Source organism: Haloarcula halophila, assembly GCF_029278565.1.
GTDB lineage: Archaea > Halobacteriota > Halobacteria > Halobacteriales > Haloarculaceae > Haloarcula > Haloarcula halophila.
Genome location: NZ_CP119559.1, coordinates 1,984,550 through 2,003,245, shown reverse-complemented (window position 1 = coordinate 2,003,245; position 18,696 = coordinate 1,984,550). Strand labels below are relative to the sequence as shown.

General features: G+C 67.5%; 20 protein-coding genes. 10 read left to right on the top strand and 10 right to left on the bottom strand.

Annotated features, from left to right (window positions below; genetic code table 11):
• Positions 1-19: 19 nt before the first annotated feature.
• From P0204_RS10630 to P0204_RS10610, 5 genes are all read right to left on the bottom strand, one after another.
• Entirely contained in the window at positions 20-460 is a 441-nt protein-coding gene (locus P0204_RS10630; protein WP_276178992.1) for a hypothetical protein, read from the bottom strand.
• Between the two features lies 1 nt (position 461).
• Positions 462-1,079 (bottom strand): PspA-associated protein PspAB, encoded by a 618-nt coding sequence (gene pspAB / locus P0204_RS10625; RefSeq protein WP_276178989.1) that lies wholly within the window; start codon positions 1,077-1,079, stop codon positions 462-464.
• Positions 1,080-1,141: 62 nt separating this feature from the next.
• A complete protein-coding gene (gene htpX, locus P0204_RS10620; protein WP_276178987.1) occupies positions 1,142-2,023 on the bottom strand; it encodes a zinc metalloprotease HtpX in 882 nt (293 codons plus the stop codon).
• Positions 2,024-2,058: 35 nt separating this feature from the next.
• Complete coding sequence (locus tag P0204_RS10615) at positions 2,059-2,310, bottom strand: hypothetical protein (protein ID WP_276178985.1); 252 nt, start codon at positions 2,308-2,310, stop codon at positions 2,059-2,061.
• Positions 2,311-2,421: 111 nt separating this feature from the next.
• On the bottom strand, positions 2,422-4,587 hold the full coding sequence (locus P0204_RS10610; RefSeq protein ID WP_276178983.1) for a histidine kinase N-terminal 7TM domain-containing protein: 2,166 nt from the start codon (positions 4,585-4,587) through the stop codon (positions 2,422-2,424).
• 139 nt (positions 4,588-4,726) lie between these two features.
• Between P0204_RS10610 and P0204_RS10605 the strand changes: the two genes are divergently transcribed.
• Positions 4,727-5,851 carry a 60S ribosomal export protein NMD3 gene (locus tag P0204_RS10605; RefSeq protein WP_276178981.1) on the top strand — a complete coding sequence of 375 codons (1,125 nt, stop codon included), beginning with the start codon at positions 4,727-4,729 and terminating at the stop codon, positions 5,849-5,851.
• Positions 5,844-6,932, top strand: coding sequence for a class I SAM-dependent methyltransferase (locus P0204_RS10600; protein ID WP_276178978.1), 1,089 nt, complete (start codon positions 5,844-5,846; stop codon positions 6,930-6,932). Before P0204_RS10605 ends, P0204_RS10600 begins: the two co-directional genes overlap by 8 nt.
• A gap of 161 nt (positions 6,933-7,093) precedes the next feature.
• Here the strand turns inward: P0204_RS10600 and P0204_RS10595 are convergent, their stop codons facing one another.
• Positions 7,094-8,821: a helicase C-terminal domain-containing protein gene (locus P0204_RS10595; protein WP_276178976.1), complete on the bottom strand. Its 1,728-nt coding sequence runs from the start codon at positions 8,819-8,821 to the stop codon at positions 7,094-7,096.
• A gap of 246 nt (positions 8,822-9,067) precedes the next feature.
• On the opposite strand from P0204_RS10595, the gene P0204_RS10590 reads away from it, so the two are divergent.
• Positions 9,068-9,262, top strand: coding sequence for a cold-shock protein (locus P0204_RS10590; RefSeq protein WP_276178974.1), 195 nt, complete (start codon positions 9,068-9,070; stop codon positions 9,260-9,262).
• A gap of 111 nt (positions 9,263-9,373) precedes the next feature.
• On the opposite strand, the gene P0204_RS10585 is transcribed toward P0204_RS10590, so the two are convergent.
• Positions 9,374-9,583: a DUF7561 family protein gene (locus tag P0204_RS10585; RefSeq protein ID WP_276178972.1), complete on the bottom strand. Its 210-nt coding sequence runs from the start codon at positions 9,581-9,583 to the stop codon at positions 9,374-9,376.
• A gap of 86 nt (positions 9,584-9,669) precedes the next feature.
• On the opposite strand from P0204_RS10585, the gene P0204_RS10580 reads away from it, so the two are divergent.
• The 3 genes from P0204_RS10580 to P0204_RS10570 all read left to right on the top strand — a co-directional run bounded on the left by P0204_RS10580 (position 9,670) and on the right by P0204_RS10570 (position 12,010).
• Positions 9,670-10,275, top strand: a complete 606-nt coding sequence (locus P0204_RS10580) for a class I SAM-dependent methyltransferase (RefSeq protein WP_276178970.1) — start codon at positions 9,670-9,672, stop codon at positions 10,273-10,275.
• A gap of 68 nt (positions 10,276-10,343) precedes the next feature.
• On the top strand, positions 10,344-11,279 hold the full coding sequence (locus tag P0204_RS10575; protein ID WP_276178968.1) for an NAD(P)H-binding protein: 936 nt from the start codon (positions 10,344-10,346) through the stop codon (positions 11,277-11,279).
• Positions 11,276-12,010, top strand: coding sequence for a DUF7530 family protein (locus P0204_RS10570; protein ID WP_276178966.1), 735 nt, complete (start codon positions 11,276-11,278; stop codon positions 12,008-12,010). The genes P0204_RS10575 and P0204_RS10570 overlap by 4 nt, the downstream gene beginning before the upstream one ends.
• On the opposite strand, the gene P0204_RS10565 is transcribed toward P0204_RS10570, so the two are convergent.
• Positions 11,997-12,170, bottom strand: a complete 174-nt coding sequence (locus tag P0204_RS10565) for a DUF5786 family protein (protein ID WP_276178964.1) — start codon at positions 12,168-12,170, stop codon at positions 11,997-11,999. The genes P0204_RS10570 and P0204_RS10565 overlap by 14 nt on opposite strands.
• Before the next feature lie 153 nt (positions 12,171-12,323).
• On the opposite strand from P0204_RS10565, the gene P0204_RS10560 reads away from it, so the two are divergent.
• A complete protein-coding gene (locus tag P0204_RS10560) occupies positions 12,324-13,298 on the top strand; it encodes a DUF5784 family protein (protein ID WP_276178962.1) in 975 nt (324 codons plus the stop codon).
• A gap of 36 nt (positions 13,299-13,334) precedes the next feature.
• The gene (locus P0204_RS10555) at positions 13,335-14,390 is read left to right on the top strand and encodes an enolase-like domain-containing protein (RefSeq protein WP_276178960.1); all 1,056 of its coding nucleotides are present in this window, start codon (positions 13,335-13,337) and stop codon (positions 14,388-14,390) included.
• A 3-nt stretch (positions 14,391-14,393) separates the two neighbouring features.
• Here P0204_RS10555 and P0204_RS10550 read toward each other — a convergent pair whose 3' ends face one another.
• Positions 14,394-14,909 (bottom strand): DUF367 family protein, encoded by a 516-nt coding sequence (locus P0204_RS10550; protein WP_276178958.1) that lies wholly within the window; start codon positions 14,907-14,909, stop codon positions 14,394-14,396.
• A gap of 131 nt (positions 14,910-15,040) precedes the next feature.
• Between P0204_RS10550 and P0204_RS10545 the strand changes: the two genes are divergently transcribed.
• Positions 15,041-16,786, top strand: coding sequence for a redoxin domain-containing protein (locus tag P0204_RS10545; RefSeq protein ID WP_276178956.1), 1,746 nt, complete (start codon positions 15,041-15,043; stop codon positions 16,784-16,786).
• A gap of 3 nt (positions 16,787-16,789) precedes the next feature.
• Positions 16,790-17,122, top strand: a complete 333-nt coding sequence (locus tag P0204_RS10540) for a nuclear transport factor 2 family protein (protein ID WP_276178954.1) — start codon at positions 16,790-16,792, stop codon at positions 17,120-17,122.
• A gap of 71 nt (positions 17,123-17,193) precedes the next feature.
• On the opposite strand, the gene serS is transcribed toward P0204_RS10540, so the two are convergent.
• Positions 17,194-18,576, bottom strand: coding sequence for a serine--tRNA ligase (gene serS, locus P0204_RS10535; protein ID WP_276178952.1), 1,383 nt, complete (start codon positions 18,574-18,576; stop codon positions 17,194-17,196).
• Positions 18,577-18,696: the final 120 nt, after the last annotated feature.

Below are 18,696 nucleotides of genomic sequence, written 5' to 3'. Positions count from 1 at the left end.
AGGAGTTCGACCGGCGGCCTCAGAGCCGACCGCTCCCGACGTAGATCAGGGCGAGGCCGCCGACGACGATGAGCGCGCCGGCCTGGAGCCCCGTCAGCGAGAGGAGGTCCTGTCCGAACTCGCCGGCGAGCAAGAGCGCGAGCGCGCCGGCCGACAGGAGCGGCTGCTTCGCCAGCGTCCGGACGAACGCCCGTGCCGACCAGTAGAGGTTGTCGAGCGACGACCGGACGATGGCGGTCGGTCGCCGGTCCCCGTCGGGATTCTCGGCCCGCTCGAAGCCCGCGAGCGAGTCGGCGGGGACGGTCACGACTGCGCCGGTGTTCGCCCGCCGCCCGTCGGCGTCGCTCACGCGCAGGAGCGTGACCTCGTCGCCGACACCGACGACTCGATAGATACCCGCCGGATAGTCGGCCGTCGTCGGGCGGAGGTGGTCGTAGACCGTGGGGCTCGCGTCGCTCATCTCACTCCCACGGGTGGTTCCCGACTCGGTCGGGCCACAGCGGATACCAGTACTCCTTGTCGGCCTCGACGGTGAGTTCCCCGTCGAGGTTGCTCTCCAGTTTGAACTCCGCGGTGGTATCCCGTTCGTGGTCACGGTCCGGGTCCGGGGCGAACGGGTAGTAGGCCCCGCGGCGGAACGAGTACACCCAGTAGACCGGGTCGAAGTTCCGGTCGCTCTCGAAGCCGAACAGCGCCGCGAGCAGCCGCGATCCGTAGCGGCGCTCGATGAGCGTGTCCGCGGCGAAGTGGATCGAGGTGACCAGATCCTCGAAGTCGTCGTCGTGGAGGACGACCCACTGGTAGCCGTGGTCGTCCGCCGTGAACTCGACCTCGGTGCCGGTCTCCCGGGCACCGGCGTCTAAGATCTCCCGGACCTCCTGTTTGGCGTCCCGGAAGTCCGTGCTGTCGACGTCACCGAAACAGAGCGCGGCGTCCCCGGTCGCCTCGTAGCCCAGGTCCGCCTCCATCGTGATGTAGGCCGTCGACATCCCGAACAGGTCGTCGGGATCGGCCTCGCGGGTGGCGTCGGCCTCGGCTTTCACGCCGAGGACGCTTTTGAGTCCGTCGAGCAGTCCCATACCGCTACCTCGGTTGCCGGGGATAAGGGGGTTTTCGTCCACATCGAACGCGGGACCCGGCTCTAGCGCCCTTCCAGTTCCCGTTCGAGGTCGCGCAGGCGGTCGATCCGCTTCTCGGTCGAGGGGTGGGTACTGAACAGTCGTCCCAGCCAGCCACTCCGGATCGGGATGATGAAGAAGGCGTTCATCTCGGCCTCACTGCGGAGGTCGTCCTTGGGGACTTTTTCCATGCCGCTGTCGATCTTCATGAGCGCGGTCGCCAGCGCCGAGGGCTTGCCCGTGATGACCGCAGCCCCGCGGTCGGCGGCGTACTCCCGGTACCGGGAGAGCGCCCGGATGAGCAGGAACGAGATCACCCAGACCACGAGCGAGGCCAGAATCGCGACGATCACCGGCGCGGCCTGCTGGCCGCCCCGGTCACGGCCGCCGGCGAACAGCCAGCCCCAGCGGACGATGAGGAAGGCGATCGTCGAGAGGAACGAGGCGATGGTCATCACCATCACGTCGCGGTTCTTGACGTGAGCGAGTTCGTGGGCGATGACTCCCTCCAGTTCCTCCTGATCGAGCGTGTTCATGATCCCCGTCGTCACGCAGACGGCCGCGCTCTTCTGTGAACGGCCCGTAGCGAAGGCGTTGGGGACCCGCGAGTCGGCGACGGCGACTTTCGGTTTCGGGAGGTCGGCCTGCTGGGAGAGGCGTTCGACCGCCCGGTGGAGTTCGGGGTACTCGTCGGGGTCGACCTCGCGGGCACCCATCGAGTACAGCGCCAGTTTGTCGCTGAAGAAGAACTGTGCGCCCATGAACAGCGCCATGACGAGGACGATCGAGGAGAGCCGCGTGAAGTAGAGACTGAGGAGCCCGATGAAGACGATGTACAGCACGAACAGCAAGAACATCGTCAGGACCATCCGTCCCCGGAGTCCCCAGTCCGTTTTCCACTGCATAGACGGGCGTAGGCGGTCGACACTCTAAAACCCCGCTATCGTGAGAGAAGCCAACACAGCCGGGGCCACAGGAATCTGTGTGCGACACCAACCCCGTCCACGACCGAAACCGTTCTCGTCACCGGTGCCGGCGTCTGTGTGGTACCACCGTCCCCACCACCGCTCGCATCGAGGTCACCGAAGGGTGTCGATGTCGAACGCCCGGCGAGCCCGGCCACCGACAGCGTGGCAGCGGTCCACAGGAGCGTCCGCCGGTTCACCGTCTTTGTGTCGTCGTCGGATACCATCGTCCCTGTCGACGACGGAGTGTCGACAAATACGTCGTCGCCAACTGTGTAGTGCCGACGATACTCGTCCGGGGAACCCCGATTTCGTCGTGGCGATCGACCGATTGACCGTCACTCCCGACGCTCTGGCTTCCGAGCGAAGAGGTCGGCAAACAGCGTCCGTTCGGCCTTCCGGAGGTGGGCGTGTACCGTCGGCGCAGTGATATCCAGCGTGTCGGCGACTTCCTCGGCCGTCGACTCCCGGGGCCAGTCGAAGTAGCCGGCGCGGTAGGCGGTCTCCAGTACCTCCCGCTGACGGTCAGTGAGATCCGCCACAGCCTCGCCGGAGAGGCCGGCCTCGGGGACGGTCGGACTGTCACGCCGCCGTTTCGCGTCCAGCCGTGTCGCCGGGAACGCCGACGTGAGTCGATCCACGAGGTCCCGGATGTCGGTGTCGGTCGCGACCTCGACGACGGCCTCGGTCGCCGCCTCCTCGACTGTGACCTCCAGAACGTGTGCACCGTCGTCGACGAGGGCGGCGACGAGTGTCCCCTCGGGAAGCGTGACTTCGAGCAGTCCGTCGTCGGCACTGACCGTCCGGGTCCGGGCGGCACCGAGATCAGCGAGCGCCGCCGCGACCGCGTCGGGGTCGCCGTCGGTGCGGAGATAGGCCAGATGGCCCGCAGTGACGTTCGGGACCAGTCCGTCGAGTTCGATCCGACACGCCGTCTGCCGAGCAGCCTGGAGCAACGTCCCGTCGGTGTCCTCGCTGTGGAAGGTCAGTTCGACGACCGAGTCGGCGCTCAGCAGGCGACGGTTCTCGGCGGCGTCGAGGGCGTACCCGATGAGTTCCCCCAGTTCCGACAGCACGTCCCGTTCCCGGTCGGTAATCGCCCCGTTAGCACGCGAGGACTGGAGGGCAAGCGCCCCGTAGACGGTCGAGCCGTAGACCAGTGGGACGACCGTCCAGGCGTCCCGCTGGCCGTCCGGGTCGGCGGCCGCAATCGTTCCCCCGCCGTCGGTCTCGGTCGGAATAGCATCGGGAAGTGTCGGTGGCTTCCCGTCCGTGCCGGCGACGGTCCAGCGGTCGGCGTCGCCGTTCCAGGTCGCGAGATCCGCGGCACACGCCGCCCGGTAGAGCCCCGTGTCGACGAGCCGTCGGCAGACTGCCCGCGTGATGTCGTCGTCCCCGTCAGCGTCGACCAGCGCCCGGTGGACTCCCCGGACCGCGGTATTGAGCTCGTCCAGCCGTTCGAGCCGTCGCTCGCGGCGCGTCCGGGCGGTGATGTCGTGGACGACGAGTGTGTGGCCGGTCAGCCGACCGTGTCGGTCCCGGATCGGCGAGGTCCGTACCTCGTAGACGCCGTCATCGAGTTCGACCTCCGCCAGCGCGTCCTCAGCCTCGAAGTCGATGGCCGCGTCGTCGACGAGCGAGCGGACCGGGCGGCCGAGGACCGCCGACGGCGTACAGTCGAACAGCTCCGCGGCGGTCGGGTTGAGATACAGCACCTGCCGCTCCGTGTCGACGATGACGACACCGTCCTCGAGGTGCTGGATGACCGCACTCCGCCCGAGTTGGCGGGTCGCCGGCACCAGGTCGAACAGCCGGTGACGAAACAGCGCGTAGCCGAAAGCCGCCCCGGTGACGACGAACGAATACGGCGTCATGTCCAGCGGCGGGTTCCGGATCGGCGTTACCGACAGCACGGAGAGGCCGCCGGCGACGATCGGCGCGGCCACCCCCAGGACAACCAGGATCGCCTGATCGGCGTAGAGATGGTTGGAGACCCACACGAGCCGCACCAGCAGGACCCCGCCGGCGACGGTGAGAGCGTACATCGAAACCGTGTAGACCCAGAACCACGGCCCGAAGGTCTGTTCGAGTATCGCCAGCCCGTCGACGACGACCAGGGCGTTCTCGGCCCACATGAGCCCGTGCCAGTGGTTCGTCCACGTCAGGACGATCGTCACCGCCGGGACGGCCGCGAGGACGGCGACGGTCCGTCGGTCGATCACCTCGTCGTAGCCGGTGTAGGTCAGTGCGAACAGGAACCAGAACACCGGGACCACCGCGGTCCCGGTCCACTGGAGGTACTCCCAGAACAGCCGCCACCCGAGGTCAGTCGTCAGGAGTCCGATCAGGTGCGTAGCGGAGGAGACGGAGAACCCGATCATCAACCCGAGAAACGCCGTCGCGCCGTGCTCGTACCGGTGTCGCCACGCGTAGCCCGCCAGGCCGGTCGTCGTCACCACCGAGAGCGCGAGCAAGCCGACGTGGACGACGGACGTGAGTATCATTGCCCACCACCGACACAGCCACCGAGAGACTGTGATCCCATGACACACACATGTGAGCTGAATGACTTAACCTATCCGGCCGGATCGCCTGGGGCCGCAAACGCACTGCTTAAACGACCCACGCGTCTACGAACGCACAATGAGTCGGTCGGGAGAGTTCTGTCCGCGCTGTGGCGACGAGATCCCGGAGCGGGCCGGTGAGCGGCCGAGCGCGGCCGACCAGCGCGATCCGGATAGCGTGCTGTGTGACGCCTGTTACTTCGAGGAGTTCGATCTCGTGGACGCGCCCGACCGCATCGAGGTGCGGGTCTGCTCGCGGTGTGGCGCGGTCCACAAGGGGAACCGCTGGGTCGACGTGGGTGCCGAGGACTACACCGACGTGGCCGTCGATCAGGTCAGCGAGGCGCTGGGCGTCCACATCGACGCCCAGTCGGTCGCCTGGCAGGTCGCCCCCGAACAGGTCGACAAGAACACGATCCGGATGCACGCGGAGTTCTCCGGTGTCATACGGGAGACACCGGTCACCGAGGAGGTGGTGGTCCCCGTCAAGATCTCCCGGCAGACCTGCGAGCGCTGCGGGAAGATCGCCGGCGGCTCCTTCGCCAGCGTCGTCCAGGTTCGAGGGGACGGCCGGAACCCGACCGACGAGGAACTCGAACGGGCCGAGACCATCGCCGAGGAGTACATCGCGGCCCGCGAGGACACCGGCGACCGCAACGCCTTCATCACGGAGACCAGCACCGTCGACGAGGGGCTGAACATGAAGATCTCGACGACGCAGATGGGTCACGGCATCGCCAAGCGCATCACCGCGCAACTGGGCGGGTCGTACACGGACTCGAAACGGCTCATCAGCGAGGACGAGGACGGCCAGCGCCTCTACCGGGTGACCTACGCCGTCCGCCTCCCCCGCTATCGCCAGGGGGAGGTCATCGACCCCGAGGACGGCGACGGCCCCGTCCTGGTGCGGTCGGTCCAGGGGAACCTCAAGGGCGTCCGCCTGGCGACCGGCGCGGCGTACGAGGCCAGTTTCGAGGACGGTGAAGCCCCCGACGCGACGCGGCTGGGCTTCCGCGAGGACGGTGAGGAGACGACCCTGGTCGCCGTCGAGGACGCCCACGCCGTCCAGGTGCTCGATCCGGAGACCTTCGAGAGTGTGACCGTCCCTCGACCGGAGTATCTCGATACCGACGCCGACACCGTCACCGTCCTCAAGAGCCGATCGGGGCTACACGTACTGCCCGAACGGGACGACGATGAGTGACGAGCAGGGCAGGACCGACAGCGCGGGCGAAGGGGCCGACGCACTGGCCGTCGTCGTCGCGAAGCCCCGGAGCCAGACAGTCATCGAGCAGTTGCGGGCGGAGGGCGTCTACGACGCCGACCGGAGCGTCCGGGAGTGGGAAGCCGACAGCGTCGCGATCCCGGTGACCGACCCGCCACAGTCGGTCACGTACCGCGAGGTGGTCCGGCAGGTCGGGGAGCCACGTGTACGGACGCTGGCCGACCACCTCCGGGAGCGGGGCTGGACCGACGCCGAGTGCGAACAGGCCCCGTCGTCGTGGGCGGTCATCGGCAGCGTCGTCCTCGTCGACATCGGCGACAGTCCCCGACCGGCGGAGGTCGGCGAGGCACTCCTGGCCCTCCACGGCGAGGCCGACACCGTCCTGGCCCGCCACGGCATCGACGGCGACCACCGCGAACCCGACGTGGAAGTCATCGCGGGCACGGGCGACACCGAGACGATCCACACTGAACACGGCACGCGGTATTCGATGGACCTCGCGGAAGTGATGTTCTCGCACGGAAACAAAGCCGAGCGCGCCCGGATGGGCGAGGTCGTCAGCGAGGGGCAGGCCAGCGGTGACGCCGCGAGCGACACCGACGAGCACGTGTTGGATATGTTCGCCGGCATCGGCTACTTCACGCTGCCGATGGCCCGGGCGGGGGCGACGGTGACGGCGGTCGAACGGAACCCGACCGCCTTCCGCTTTCTCGTCGAGAACACGATGCTCAACGACGTGAGCGAGCGGGTCCATCCCTACCGGGCGGACTGTCGGGAGGTCGTCTCCGGGTTCGCCACCGAACAGCGTGTCGACCGCGTCGTGATGGGCTACTACGAGGCCTGGGAGTATCTGGACAGCGCGCTGACGGCACTCGCACCCGGCGGTGTCCTCCACATGCACGAGGCGACGCCGGAGGCGCTTGTCTTCGACCGGCCCATCGAGCGCCTGGAATCGGCGGCCGCCGAGGCCGGCCGATCAGTCGAGGTGCTTGACACCCGCCGCGTGAAAGGCTACAGCGAGGGCGTCGCCCACGTCGTCGTGGACGCACGCATCGACTGATTCGGCCGTGTCGATCCGAACCTGCTCGGTCGATAGACGGTGCGTAACGCCTAATTGCCCCAGCAGTCAATGGGCCGTATGGATCGACAGCAGATCATGGCGATCTTCCTGACCCTGTTGATGGTCGGCTCGGGGATCGTCTACGGGATCTCGTTTGCCTTCTAGTCCCAGACGTCCGAGAGGGGATGGCTCCCGTCGCCCGACCGCGACTGTGAGCGATCGCGCCGCCGCTTCGTCCCCGCGCTGACACCCGACAACGCCCCGTCGGGATCGAACCGCGGGAGGTCCGGTGTCGACAGCCGGGAGACCTGTGCCGCGAACCAGTCGGGCGTGTCGTGGCTCGCCCGGTCGAACACGTCCACCAGCGACGAGTCCGCCAGATACGTCTCCCCGTAGTCGTCGGGCGCACGGACGACCCGGCCACACGCCTGGATGACCGTCCGGAGCGCGGTCCGGTAGTACCAGCCCCACTGGTCGTCCTCCAGCCGGCGGGCGACCCGCGAGTCCCGCGTGTTCGGGTACGGTGCCTTGCAGATGACTTGCCAGCGACACAGCTCGCCCTCCAGGTCGAGGGCCTCCTCCATCTTCACCGAGAGGAAACAGTCGGGGTTGTCGCTACGTTTCCAGGCCGAGAGGGCCGCGTCCCGCCCGTCCTTGTCGTGGTCGCGGACGCGAGCGCCGACGCCGAAGTCGTCGAGCAACTCGCGCAGACGCTCCTGGATGGCATAGGAGTGACAGTGGACCAACCCCTTCTCGTCGGGGTGGGCGGCCATGATCCGGACGATCGTCCGGGCGATGTCGGGCAGGGTCTCCTCGCGGTGTTCGTAGGTCATCTTCCCCTGGGTCACGTCGTACAGCGGCCGGTTCTCGACGGGGAACGTGTGGCCGACCTCGACGAGCGCGACGTTCTCGGGGTCGAGGCCGACGTTCGCACAGAAGGCCGCCTTGTTGAGGATCGTCGCCGACAGGAGGGCAAAGCGGTTGCCGCGGTCCCAGACGGTGTGTTTGAGGTACCGCTCGGGGTTCATCGGTTTGATCGTCACCGCGCCGCCCGCGCCGTCGGGCTGGTCGACGACCCAGGTGGTCGCGCTGTCCGTGTCCCGGTAGTCCTCCTGGAACCACTGGAGGTCCTGCCGGAGCGTGTTCAGCGAGTCCCGTTCGGCCACCTCGTCGGGCGAGAGTTCGGCGTTGCCCCGAAGTTCCTTCACGCGGCGTTCGGCGACGTGTTCGACGCGTTCGGCGAGGGAGACGGCCTCGTCCAGTCCGTCGAGGTCGGGAACCTCGATATCGTCCCACAACGGGATGGTCCCGGGCGAGAGATCGATCGTCGCGTACATCTCGGCCCAGTCGCCCAGCCCGTGGGCCTCGTCGACGACGACCACGTCGCGCTTGCCGAAGACGTCGCTGCCGGCGGTCTGCATGAAATACGCCAGCGTCATCGCGGCGATCCGGCGGTTCGAGGCGATGGCGCGGTCCGAGAAGTACGGACAGCGGTGTTTGACCTGGCAGTCGAACTCCCGTTCCCGAACGCAGGGGGCCTGGTTCACCGGGGTGTCGGTCTCCCCGGGGAGGATGCAGTCGTAGTTGTTCTTCCCGCGGATCACCGACAGATCCGACAGCAAGGGGTCCTCGGCCACGTCGTCCAGTTGGGAGACCTGTGGCGTCGTGTAGTAGGCGTCACAGACCTGTTCGGGAGCGGCCTCCCCGGCCGTGCGGGCACAGCCGGCGATCGCCCGGGCCAACAGGGACTTGCCGCTACCGGTCGGCGCGCGCACGAGGACGATGTCGTTGCCGGCTTCGAACGCCGCGCGGATGTCCGCGAGGGCCTGCTTCTGGTTCCCGCGGTAGCTGGGGGCGGGAAACTCGTCGTGAATCCGCGCGGGGTACACGACAGGAGTCAGGGTCAGGGTCGGCGTAAACCTTTCCTGTCGGTCGCCGGCGCACAGAGCCAGGAGCACGGCGTCCCGTGTGCCCGGATCGCCCGACTGATCGGCTCCGGAAGCGTCACCGCTCCGCTGTCGCCGCAGCCAGTGGGGCGTCTCCCCACCGTTCGTGGGCAGTGGTGACATACACACGGTCGTGTGAGCGGTACTCTCAGAACCCTTATCCCCCGTCCGGCTGTACAGTTATTTGAAATGGCGCAAGGAACTGTTGATTTCTTCAACGACACTGGCGGTTACGGTTTCATCGAGACTGAGGACGCGGACGAGGACGTTTTCTTCCACATGGAAGACGTTGGCGGCCCGGACCTCGAAGAGGGACAGGAGATCGAATTCGACATCGAACAGGCTGACAAAGGTCCGCGCGCGACCAACGTCGTCCGCAACTAAGCTGATTTCGGACCGCCAGCCGGCGGTCACGTCTGAAGCGTTTTCTTCGAAGCTACCCGACGAGCGACTGCGCTGTGGTCGCGTCGAGTTCCCGAACCGTCGGCAGCCACGCTACTCGTCAAGGGCGGCCACGTCGTCGGCCGTGACCTCGCGGTCGTCGGGTAGCCGGTCGATACAGTCGTAACACAGGAACTGTTCGGTGTCGTCGGCCAGTTCCAGGATGATCCCTTCGGTGGGCTGGCTCTTGCTGGCCCAGATGCCGGTGATACCGCCGCCGATCGACACCTCGGTGCCACAGCCGTCACAGGGCTGGGATGCCATACCCCCACTTGGGACGAGCCCCGTGAATGTCTTTCCCCGGGCAGTGCACCGGGACGTACTTCACCGACCCGCGCGAAGCCGCGTCCATGAAGAAGTCCATCGACGAACACGCCGAGCGGTTCTCTGATCACGCCGCCGACTACGACGAGAGCCAGGACTCCCCGGAGTACCGGGCCTGTGCGGACCTGGTCGTCGAACACGCCGCCCCCGACGGCGACGACGTGGTGCTGGATCTGGGAGCCGGCACCGGCGCCATCGCCTTCGGTCTCGCGCCCGACGCCCGGCGCGTGATCGGCCGTGACATCAGCGAGGGGATGCTCGAACAGGCCCGCGAGAAGGCCGACGAGCAGGGCGTCGAGACAGTCAGTTTCGGCGAGGGGCGGTTCCGCGAGCCAAACGTCGAGGCGTCGGTCGACGTCGTCACCTCGAACTTCGCGATGCACCATCTGAGTGACGACGAGAAACGCGAGGCCATCGACGTCATCGCCGGCCTGGAGCCCCGGCGGATCGTCCTCGGCGACGTGATGTTCTTCGGCGAACCGAACCCCGAAGACCCCTTCTACAGCCCCGAGGTCGACGACCCGGCGACGGTCGGCGTGTTGGCCGACGCGTTCACCGACGCGGGCTACGCGCTGACTGCCGTCGAGCTAGTCAGCGACCAGGTCGGCGTGTTGGTCGCCGAGCAGGGCTGAGACGGTCCGCCTGTGGCCGTGGCACACGACAGCCGACCTTTTAACCCGCTTCCGGCCCGTGTGGCTGTATGCACGTCCTGGTCACCGGTGCGACAGGCTTCGTCGGCGGACGCCTCGTCGACAGACTGCGTCGGGCCGGCCACGACGTCCGCGTGCTCGTCCGTGACCCCACGGGGTACGACCCACCGGCTGGGGTCGATGTCGCCACCGGCGATCTGCTGGAGCCGGGCAGTTTCGAGCAGGCGCTGGAGGGGGTCGAGGCCGCGTACTACCTGGTCCACTCGATGCGCGCCGGCGCGGACTACGCCGACCGGGACCGCCGAGCGGCCCGGAACTTCCGCTCGGCGGCCGAGGACGCCGGCGTCGATCGGGTCGTCTATCTCGGCGGGCTGGGCGGCGAGGACGGCCTCTCGGCGCATCTCGCCTCCCGACGGGAGGTCGAACGGCTACTGGCCGCCGGCGACTACGACCTGACGGTGTTGCGTGCGGCGATCGTCGTCGGCGAGGGCAGCGCCAGTTTCCGGATCATTCGCGCGCTTGCGACCCAATTCCCGGTACTGCTTGCACCCAAGTGGGTCCGGACCGACTGTCACCCCATCGCTATCGACGACGTAGTCGCCTATCTCGTCGGTGTCCTCGACGCGTCCGAAACGGCCGGGGAGACCTACGAGATCGGCGGGCCGGAGGTGATGAGTTACGCGGAGATCCTCCGACGGACCGGCGACCTCCTCGGCGGGACGGCTCCACGGATCGTCCCGGTACCGCTGTTCACCCCCGGTATCGCCGCCTACGTGGTCGGGTACCTGACGGATGTCCCGACAGCGGTCGCCCGACCGCTCGTCGACGGCCTGAAGACACCGGTCGTCGCCGACGAGACGCGGATCCACGACGCGGTCCCCGTCGATCTGACCCCCTTCGATGAGGCGGTCAGACGAGCGAACGCCGACTGGACGGGGGGGCCGACGCCACAGCGGACTGTCGCTGCCGGCGGTGAGAGTCGATGAGCCGTGGCGACCCGCGTCCAGTCTACGGCGAGACCTGGGTGTACGAAAGCATCGTCGGCGCGCTGCCGGGGATAGAAGTCCCTACGTGGGCAGCCGTGGCGATACAGCTCTCGATCTTCGAGGTCGGTATCGTCGCGTTGTCCTGGTACTACGACGTCTGGCCGGCGGCGATCGCGGGGACCGCGGTGGTCATCGTCGCCTCCATCGGCAGCGTCGAGATGCTCCGGATCAGTACGCTCGTCCGACGGATCGACGTCCCCGAGACCTACCAGGCGCTGTTGTTCTCCTCGAACGTCGAGGTAGTGTTGTCGGTACTCGCCTACATCGCGATGCTGACCCACCTGTTCGTGTTCGACCCACAGATGAGCCAGAACCCGATCGTCACCGACCTGTTCGGCGAGGAACCGCCGGTTCTGGTCGTCTACCTGATGTTGCTCATTCTCTGGGACGTGAGCTACCGCATCGGCACGGGTTGGTGGGCCAGCGTCACCGGCCTCTGGCGGTCGGCGCGCTACCAGTTCGACCCACAGACCGCGCGCGTCTTCCAGCGGGCGGACCTGGAGACGCTCGGGTTCGGCATCCTCCAACTCGTGTTGGTCCCGTTCGTGCTGAACTACCCCGTGTTACTGGCGGCGCTGCTCGCACACGTGACGGCAGTGACGGTCGTGACGGGCCTGTCGGTACTGCTGTTACGAGTCAGGTCCAGAACCGTAGACGCTAGTCCGAGTTGATCTGCTTGAACTGATCGAGGAGTTCCTCCGTCGACTCCCCGGAGTCGTACTCGACGGACCCGTGATACGCTGTCCGGTCGTCGTCCTCCGAGAGGTCGACCTCGTTGTTCTTGCGCTCACGGCGTTCGTGTTCGTCGTCGTCATACGCTCCCATCGACATAGCTTACCACACTCAACCTTGTGAACTAGTACCTATCAATGTAACGGTCAGCCGGATTTCCCGTTTCGTCCCGTCGAGCGCGTCCGATTCGCCCGATCCGACCCAGTACGGACAGACGGAACCCACAAGACACCAGCCGATCTAGAGGACGGTGTGGCTGGCCCGATCCGATTCCGTCACTCGAAGGAACGCTGGAGCGAGGACCGCGTCCGGCAGGACCTGCTGGCACCGCTCGCGGAGTCGTTTGGCGCCGACCTGAACTCGCCGTGGTTCGCGCCGCCCGAGGGGTGGGCAGCCAAACGGCTGGAGATGCACAACGGCGACCTGGCGCTCTTTTGCTGGAACGGCCAGGAGGCCTACTGGCTCGGGAACACGGAAACCCCCCGTGCTCTCTGGCAGACGACGAAGTACACCTTCGACGAGGCTCCCGACCCCGTCGCGGAGTGGGCACAACGGGAACTGTTCGCACAACTGGAGGTCGAAGACCCGTGGCTCACCGAGTACGAGTCCCTCGCGGAGTTCTTCCTGCCGGTGTTGCTCTCGAAGGACGGCCGGGAGTCGACCCGTGAGTTCTTCCGGGACCACGCCGCGGGCTTTCCCGACGCCGACCGCGAAACGGCGCTGTCCTTCTACGACGAGTTCCTGGGCAGTGGCGTCCTCGACGAGTTCCGGTACACGATGGCCAGCAAACTGGGGACCAGCGAGGGGTTCGACCGGACCCGGATGGCGGCGACGATGGGCGAGTTCAACGTCGCCAAACTCCTCGCGGACGCGGGCAACGACTTCGAACCGGAGGTCGAACTGGGGTCGGGCCACTCCGTCGACTTCCGGGTCGAGGACACGCTCGTCGAGGTGACTCGCCCCCGACCGCCGACCAGGCGGCAGGTCGACACCGCGATCGGCGCGCTGACGGCCTCGACGGACGCGAAGACCCGCGACCAACTCGCGGCCCATCCCGGGGCCGTCCTCGTGGTCGACTGCTCGTCGTTCCGCGACGACGAGTGGGGCCGCATCTTCGCCGAGAAGCCCGACCCCGGCTACCAGCCGACGGTGGTGTTCCGGTGTCGCCCCGACGGCAGTGTCGAGGGGTACGCCGTCGGTTCTGTCCCGTTCCCGCTGCCGTTCTGAGCGGGGTTTTTAGGCCACCGGACACCACCGACCCGTATGTACGATCAGGTGGCCGACCTACCGGTGACCGTCGAGGAGTGTTCCTTCGAGGTGCGCGAGCGAGCCACGTCCAGCGGGTTCGACCGGGCGACGACGACCATCGCGCTCTCCGGTGCCGGCCAAACGGGCCGCGGAGAAGACGTTACCTACACCAACGCGGCCCACGACGCACTGGCCGACCACACTGTCAAGGTGACCGGCGAGTACACGCTCGATTCGTTCTCTGACCGCCTCGATACCGCCGACCTCTGGCCCGAGCCACCCGACGAGGAACGGTTCCGTCACTACCGGCGGTGGGCCTTCGAGAGCGCCGCGCTGGACCTCGCCCTGAAGCAGGCCGACACGGACCTCGGTGCCGCGCTCGACCGGTCGTACGACCCGGTGACGTTCGTCGTCTCGACGCGGCTCTCGGACCCCGGCGACGACGCGCCGCCGTCGACCGACCGGCTCGACAGCCTCCTGGCGGTACACGACGACCTCGCGTTCAAGCTCGATCCGACCCCCGATTGGGACGAGGCGTTCGTGGCATCGGTCGACGACTACGACGTCCGCGTCGTCGACATGAAAGGGCTGTACGACGACGGCGAGGTCGCGGTCGACGCCGACGCCGACTTCTACCGCCGCGTGGTCGACGGGCTCCCGAACGCCCTGGTCGAGGACCCGGACCTGACCGACGAGACTCGATCGGTGTTCGACGGTCGCGAGGGGCGGGTGAGCTGGGACGTGCCGATCACCGGCGTCGAGAGCGTCGAGGATCTGCCGTTCGAGCCCGACTGGCTCAACATGAAACCGTCCCGGTGTGGCACCGTCGAGTCGGTGCTTGAGACGATCGCGTACTGCGAACGCGAGGGGATCCGGCTGTACGGCGGCGGCCAGTTTGAACTCGGGGTCGGCCGGGACCACATCCAGGCGCTGGCCTCGCTGTGTTACCCCGACGGCCCCAACGACGTCGCGCCGGGCGGATACAACGACCCCGACGCCGCGGGGGACCTCCCGGCGAGTCCGCTCTCACCACCTGCGGACTTCCGCGGGATCGGGACCGGCTTCGACTGACCGTCACTCCTCGGCGAGGTAGTCGTCCTGGACCGCGACCACGTCGCTGGAGTCCCCACAGTCGGCGTAGCGGGCCAGCGGTTCCTCGTTGAGTTCGAGGAAAGTATGCCCCCAGGAGAACTTCGAGAGGAGCCGCTCGGCGTGGTCACGTTCCCCGAGGATACAGAGCGCGCCGGCGAAGGCCTCGACGGTGTTCAACTGGAAGGCGGTCCCGTAGTTGACCGGGTTGCCGGCCACGAGGAAGGGGAGCGAGCGGTGGACCCCCTCCAGGTCGAACGCCTCCCGCTCGGCGGTCTCCCACGAACAGTCCAGCGCGACCAGGCGGTCGTGGCGGGCGCCGTCACCCGCCGTCGGCCGGTCGGCCGGCGAGAGCGCGCGATCCGCGAAGGGGTTGAGGACGATCCCCGGCGGCGTCGAACGGGTCGCCCGATGGAGTTCGGCGAGGTCGAACCGGGCGAGTTTCCGGGCGCTGCACTTCTCGGGGTCGTCGTCGCCCTCGTACCGGACGTGTAGTTCCACACCGCTGGCTACCGGGCCGACGGGCAAAAACCGCTCGTTCGTCGGGAGAGTGCCGGATCACGGCCGACAGACTGCCCTCGGGACGGCGGGCGGAGAAACACTGTTAAGTGACAGGACGGCAAGTACAGACTGTGATTTCAGAGGGGACGGTGGCCCCGTCGTTCGAGTTGCCCGCTCTCGCCGACGGCCAGCGCCGTCGGGTCGCGCTCGACGACTACGTCGGCGAGGACGTCGTCATCCTGGCGTTCTACCCGGCGGATTTCAACCCCGCCTGTGACGGGGAGTCCTGTGACCTCGACGAACTCGACCTCTTTACGATGCAGAAAGACGTCACGATCCTGGGGGTCAGCCCCGATTCCGTCTACAGCCACCGTGCCTTCGCCGAACAGTACAACCTGAACGTCCCGTTGCTCTCGGATACCGACCACGACGTGGCCGAGGAGTACGGGATCGACTTCGTCGACGACATCGGGCAACAACTGATCGAGCGCGGCGTCGTCGTCATCGACCACGACGGGGTCGTCCAGTACGCCTGGAGCACGGCCGATCTCACCGAGTTGCCCGCCGTCGAACCGATCAAAGACGCCATCGCCGAGACCGGCGGGGACGATACCGCGTTCGCCCGTTACCGGGTCGGCCACGCCCACTACACGGAGGGACGGCGGGCGTTCACCTCGGCGATGGGCGCGTTCCAGGACTCCGAGTGGATGATGGCTCAGGGGGACTTCCAGCAGGCTCGCAAGGAGTTCGCCGAGGCCGAAGACCGATTCGACACCGCGTTGCGGTTCGTCGACGACGACGGGACGGGTGCCATCTACGAGGGGGCCAAGACGAAGGCAAACGCCCTCTGGCAGGCCGCCGACTGGCTGGCCGAGTCCGCAAGCGACTACTCCAGTGGCAGCGGTGCCGCCGGCCAAGAGTGGCGCGACGACGCCGAACGGCCCCTCGAAACCGCCCGGAAGTACGAGGAGCCCCCCGATCCGGACGACTGGCCCCCGGAGATGGACGACCTGGAGAAAGACGAGAGCCAACAGGAGAGCATCCTCCCGAGGGCCGACGAGCCCGACGACGCGGCCCTAGACGTGGATATCGACGCCGAGGTCGAGGAGAGCGAGTCGGCCGAACCGAGCGGGGCCGAGACCACGCCGTCGACGGCCACAAGCAGTCCCGAGCCGGACGAGACCGAAGCGGAAAGCGGGACAGCGGTCGCGGCCGACAGCGACCAGGCGGCCGACTCCATCGACGACGCCGAACTCGAAGAGATCCAGGCCGAACTCGAAGCCACTCACCCCGAGTCCGAGCCCACTCCCGAGGAGATCACCGAAGAGCCGACGGCCATGGTCGAGGCCCCACCCGACAGCGTCGCTGACAGTGTCGACGCCGACACGCCAGCCGAAGACGAGGACTTGGCGGACCTCCAGGCGGAACTGGCCGGTCAGCCCGACAGCACCGACGAGAGCGTGCCCGAAGAGCCGACAGCCATGGTCGAGGCCCCACCCGGAGACCCGGCTGACGGCGGGACAGCCGGAACCGAGGACGCGGATTCGCCCGAGGACCCGACCGATACCCGGACCGACAGCGGCGAGGACGACACCGAAGTCGCCGACGACGATGGGAGCGCCCGGACGACCGACAGCGGGCCGGACGCCGACTCCGTGGCCGCCGACGAGGGAGTATCCGAGACAGGCGAAGACGTGTCACGAGCAGCACCCGACGACCGAGACCGTCCCGACGACGCGGCGACCCCCTCCGACGGGGAACCCGGTGGCTACGCCGCTCCGGACGACGAGTTCGGCGGCTACGTCACGCCCGACACGGGGCCAGTGACCGGGAGCGAGGACGAGGACGAGGACGACGAGGGGGAGGCGGAGGACTGATCCGTGGAACCGACCGACCTGGTTCGGGCGTACTACCGGGCCATCGACGCCGGCGAGTACGATGACCTGGTCGATCTGCTGGCCGAGGGGTTCGTCCACGACCGCCCCGATCGGACGCTCGACGGCCGTGATCGGTTCGTCCGGTTCATGCGCGAGGAGCGTCCGCAGACCGACACGACCCACGTGCTCGACCAGGTGTACGAGCCGGTCGACGGGGAGGGAGCGGTCGCCGTCCGCGGTCGGCTGGAAGGAGCCGACGGGGACGTGTTGTTCGGCTTCGTCGACGTGTTCACCACCGATGGCGAGATCACGCGGCTACACACCTATACGGACTGAGAGGCCCACCCGAGACACTCCCGCAGGTCCGACAGCTCTGTCGGTCGGTCGTCGACGGCGAGTGAGCCGCGTTACTCCTTCTCGCCGGCGCCGACCGCGCTCTCGCCGACGGGTTCGTGGCCCTTAATCCGTTCCTGGCCGCCCATGTAGGGCCGCAGCGGTTCCGGGACCGTGATCGTCCCGTCGTCGTTCTGGTAGTACTCCATGATGGCGACGAGGACGCGGGGGACCGCCAGCCCGGAGCCGTTCAGCGTGTGGAGGTAGTCGGCGGACTCGTGGCGCTCCGGACGGTACCGCAACCCGGCCCGGCGAGCCTGGAAGTCCTCGAAGTTCGAGACCGAGGAGACTTCGAGCCAGCGACCGCCGACCTCGGGACCGTCCGCCATGTCGTCGCCGGGCGCCCACACCTCGATGTCGTACTTCTTGGCCTGTGTAAAGCCCATGTCGCCGGTACACATGTCCAGCACGCGGTAGGGGAGCTCCAGGCGGTCGAGCACTTCCTCGGCCTCCCCCAGCAGGGCCTCTAAGCGGTCGTAGCTGTCCTCGGGCCGGACGAAGTTGACGAGTTCGACCTTGTGGAACTGGTGGACGCGGACGTATCCGCGGGTCTCGGTGCCGTGTTCGCCGGCCTCCCGGCGGAAGTTCGGCGAGAACGCCTGGTGTTTCACCGGGAGGTCGTCGTCCAGCAGGATCTCGTCGCGGTACATGTTCGTCACGGGGACCTCCGCCGTCGGGAGCAGCCAGAGGTCGTCGTCGTCGTAGTCGTCGTCCTGGCGAGCACTCACACGGTAGGCGTCCTCGTCGAACTTCGGGAGTTGGCCGGTGCCCTCCATCGAGGCGGAGTTGACGGGGATCGGCGGCAACACGTCGGTGTAGCCCTGCTCGCGGTGGATCTCCAGCATGAACTGGATCAGCGCGTGCTCCAGACGAGCGCCCTCGCCTTTGACGAACTGGTAGCCCCCGCCCGAGACTTTCGCGCCGCGCTCGAAGTCCAAGACGTCCAGTTCTTCGCCCAGGTCGTAATGGGGAACGACGTCCTCGGGGAGATCCCGCAGGTCCTCGAAGCCGCGGCGGTACCGCTCGACGTTGTCGGATTCGTCCTCGCCGGTCGGGACCGACTCGTGGGGGACGTTCGGCAGTTCCAGCAGCGCCGCCTCCAGGTTCGCCTCCAGTTCGTCGGCGCGCTCCTCGATCTCCTGGAGTTCGGCTTTCAGTTCCTGGGAGCGCTCGATGGCCTCCTGAGCGGCCTCCTCGTCGCCTTCCTGTTTGTACTGGCCGATCTTGCTGGAGATCTCGTTGCGTTCCTGGCGGAGCCCGTCGCCGTCGGCTTTCAGCCCGCGCCACTCCTCGTCGATTTCGAGGATCTCGTCGAGGTCGACGCCTGTCACGCCCTTGCGCTCGATGGCGTCACGGACCGTCTCGGGGTTCTCCCGGACGAACTGTCTCGATAACATGGGCGTCGGTTCTCGACGGCGGAAATTAGGCGTGTCGGTCCCGCGGCGGACTCTCACACGGCGGCGGATCGTGACTACCCCGAGGGAAGCGGTTTTGGCTGACCGGCAGTTAGGGACGGC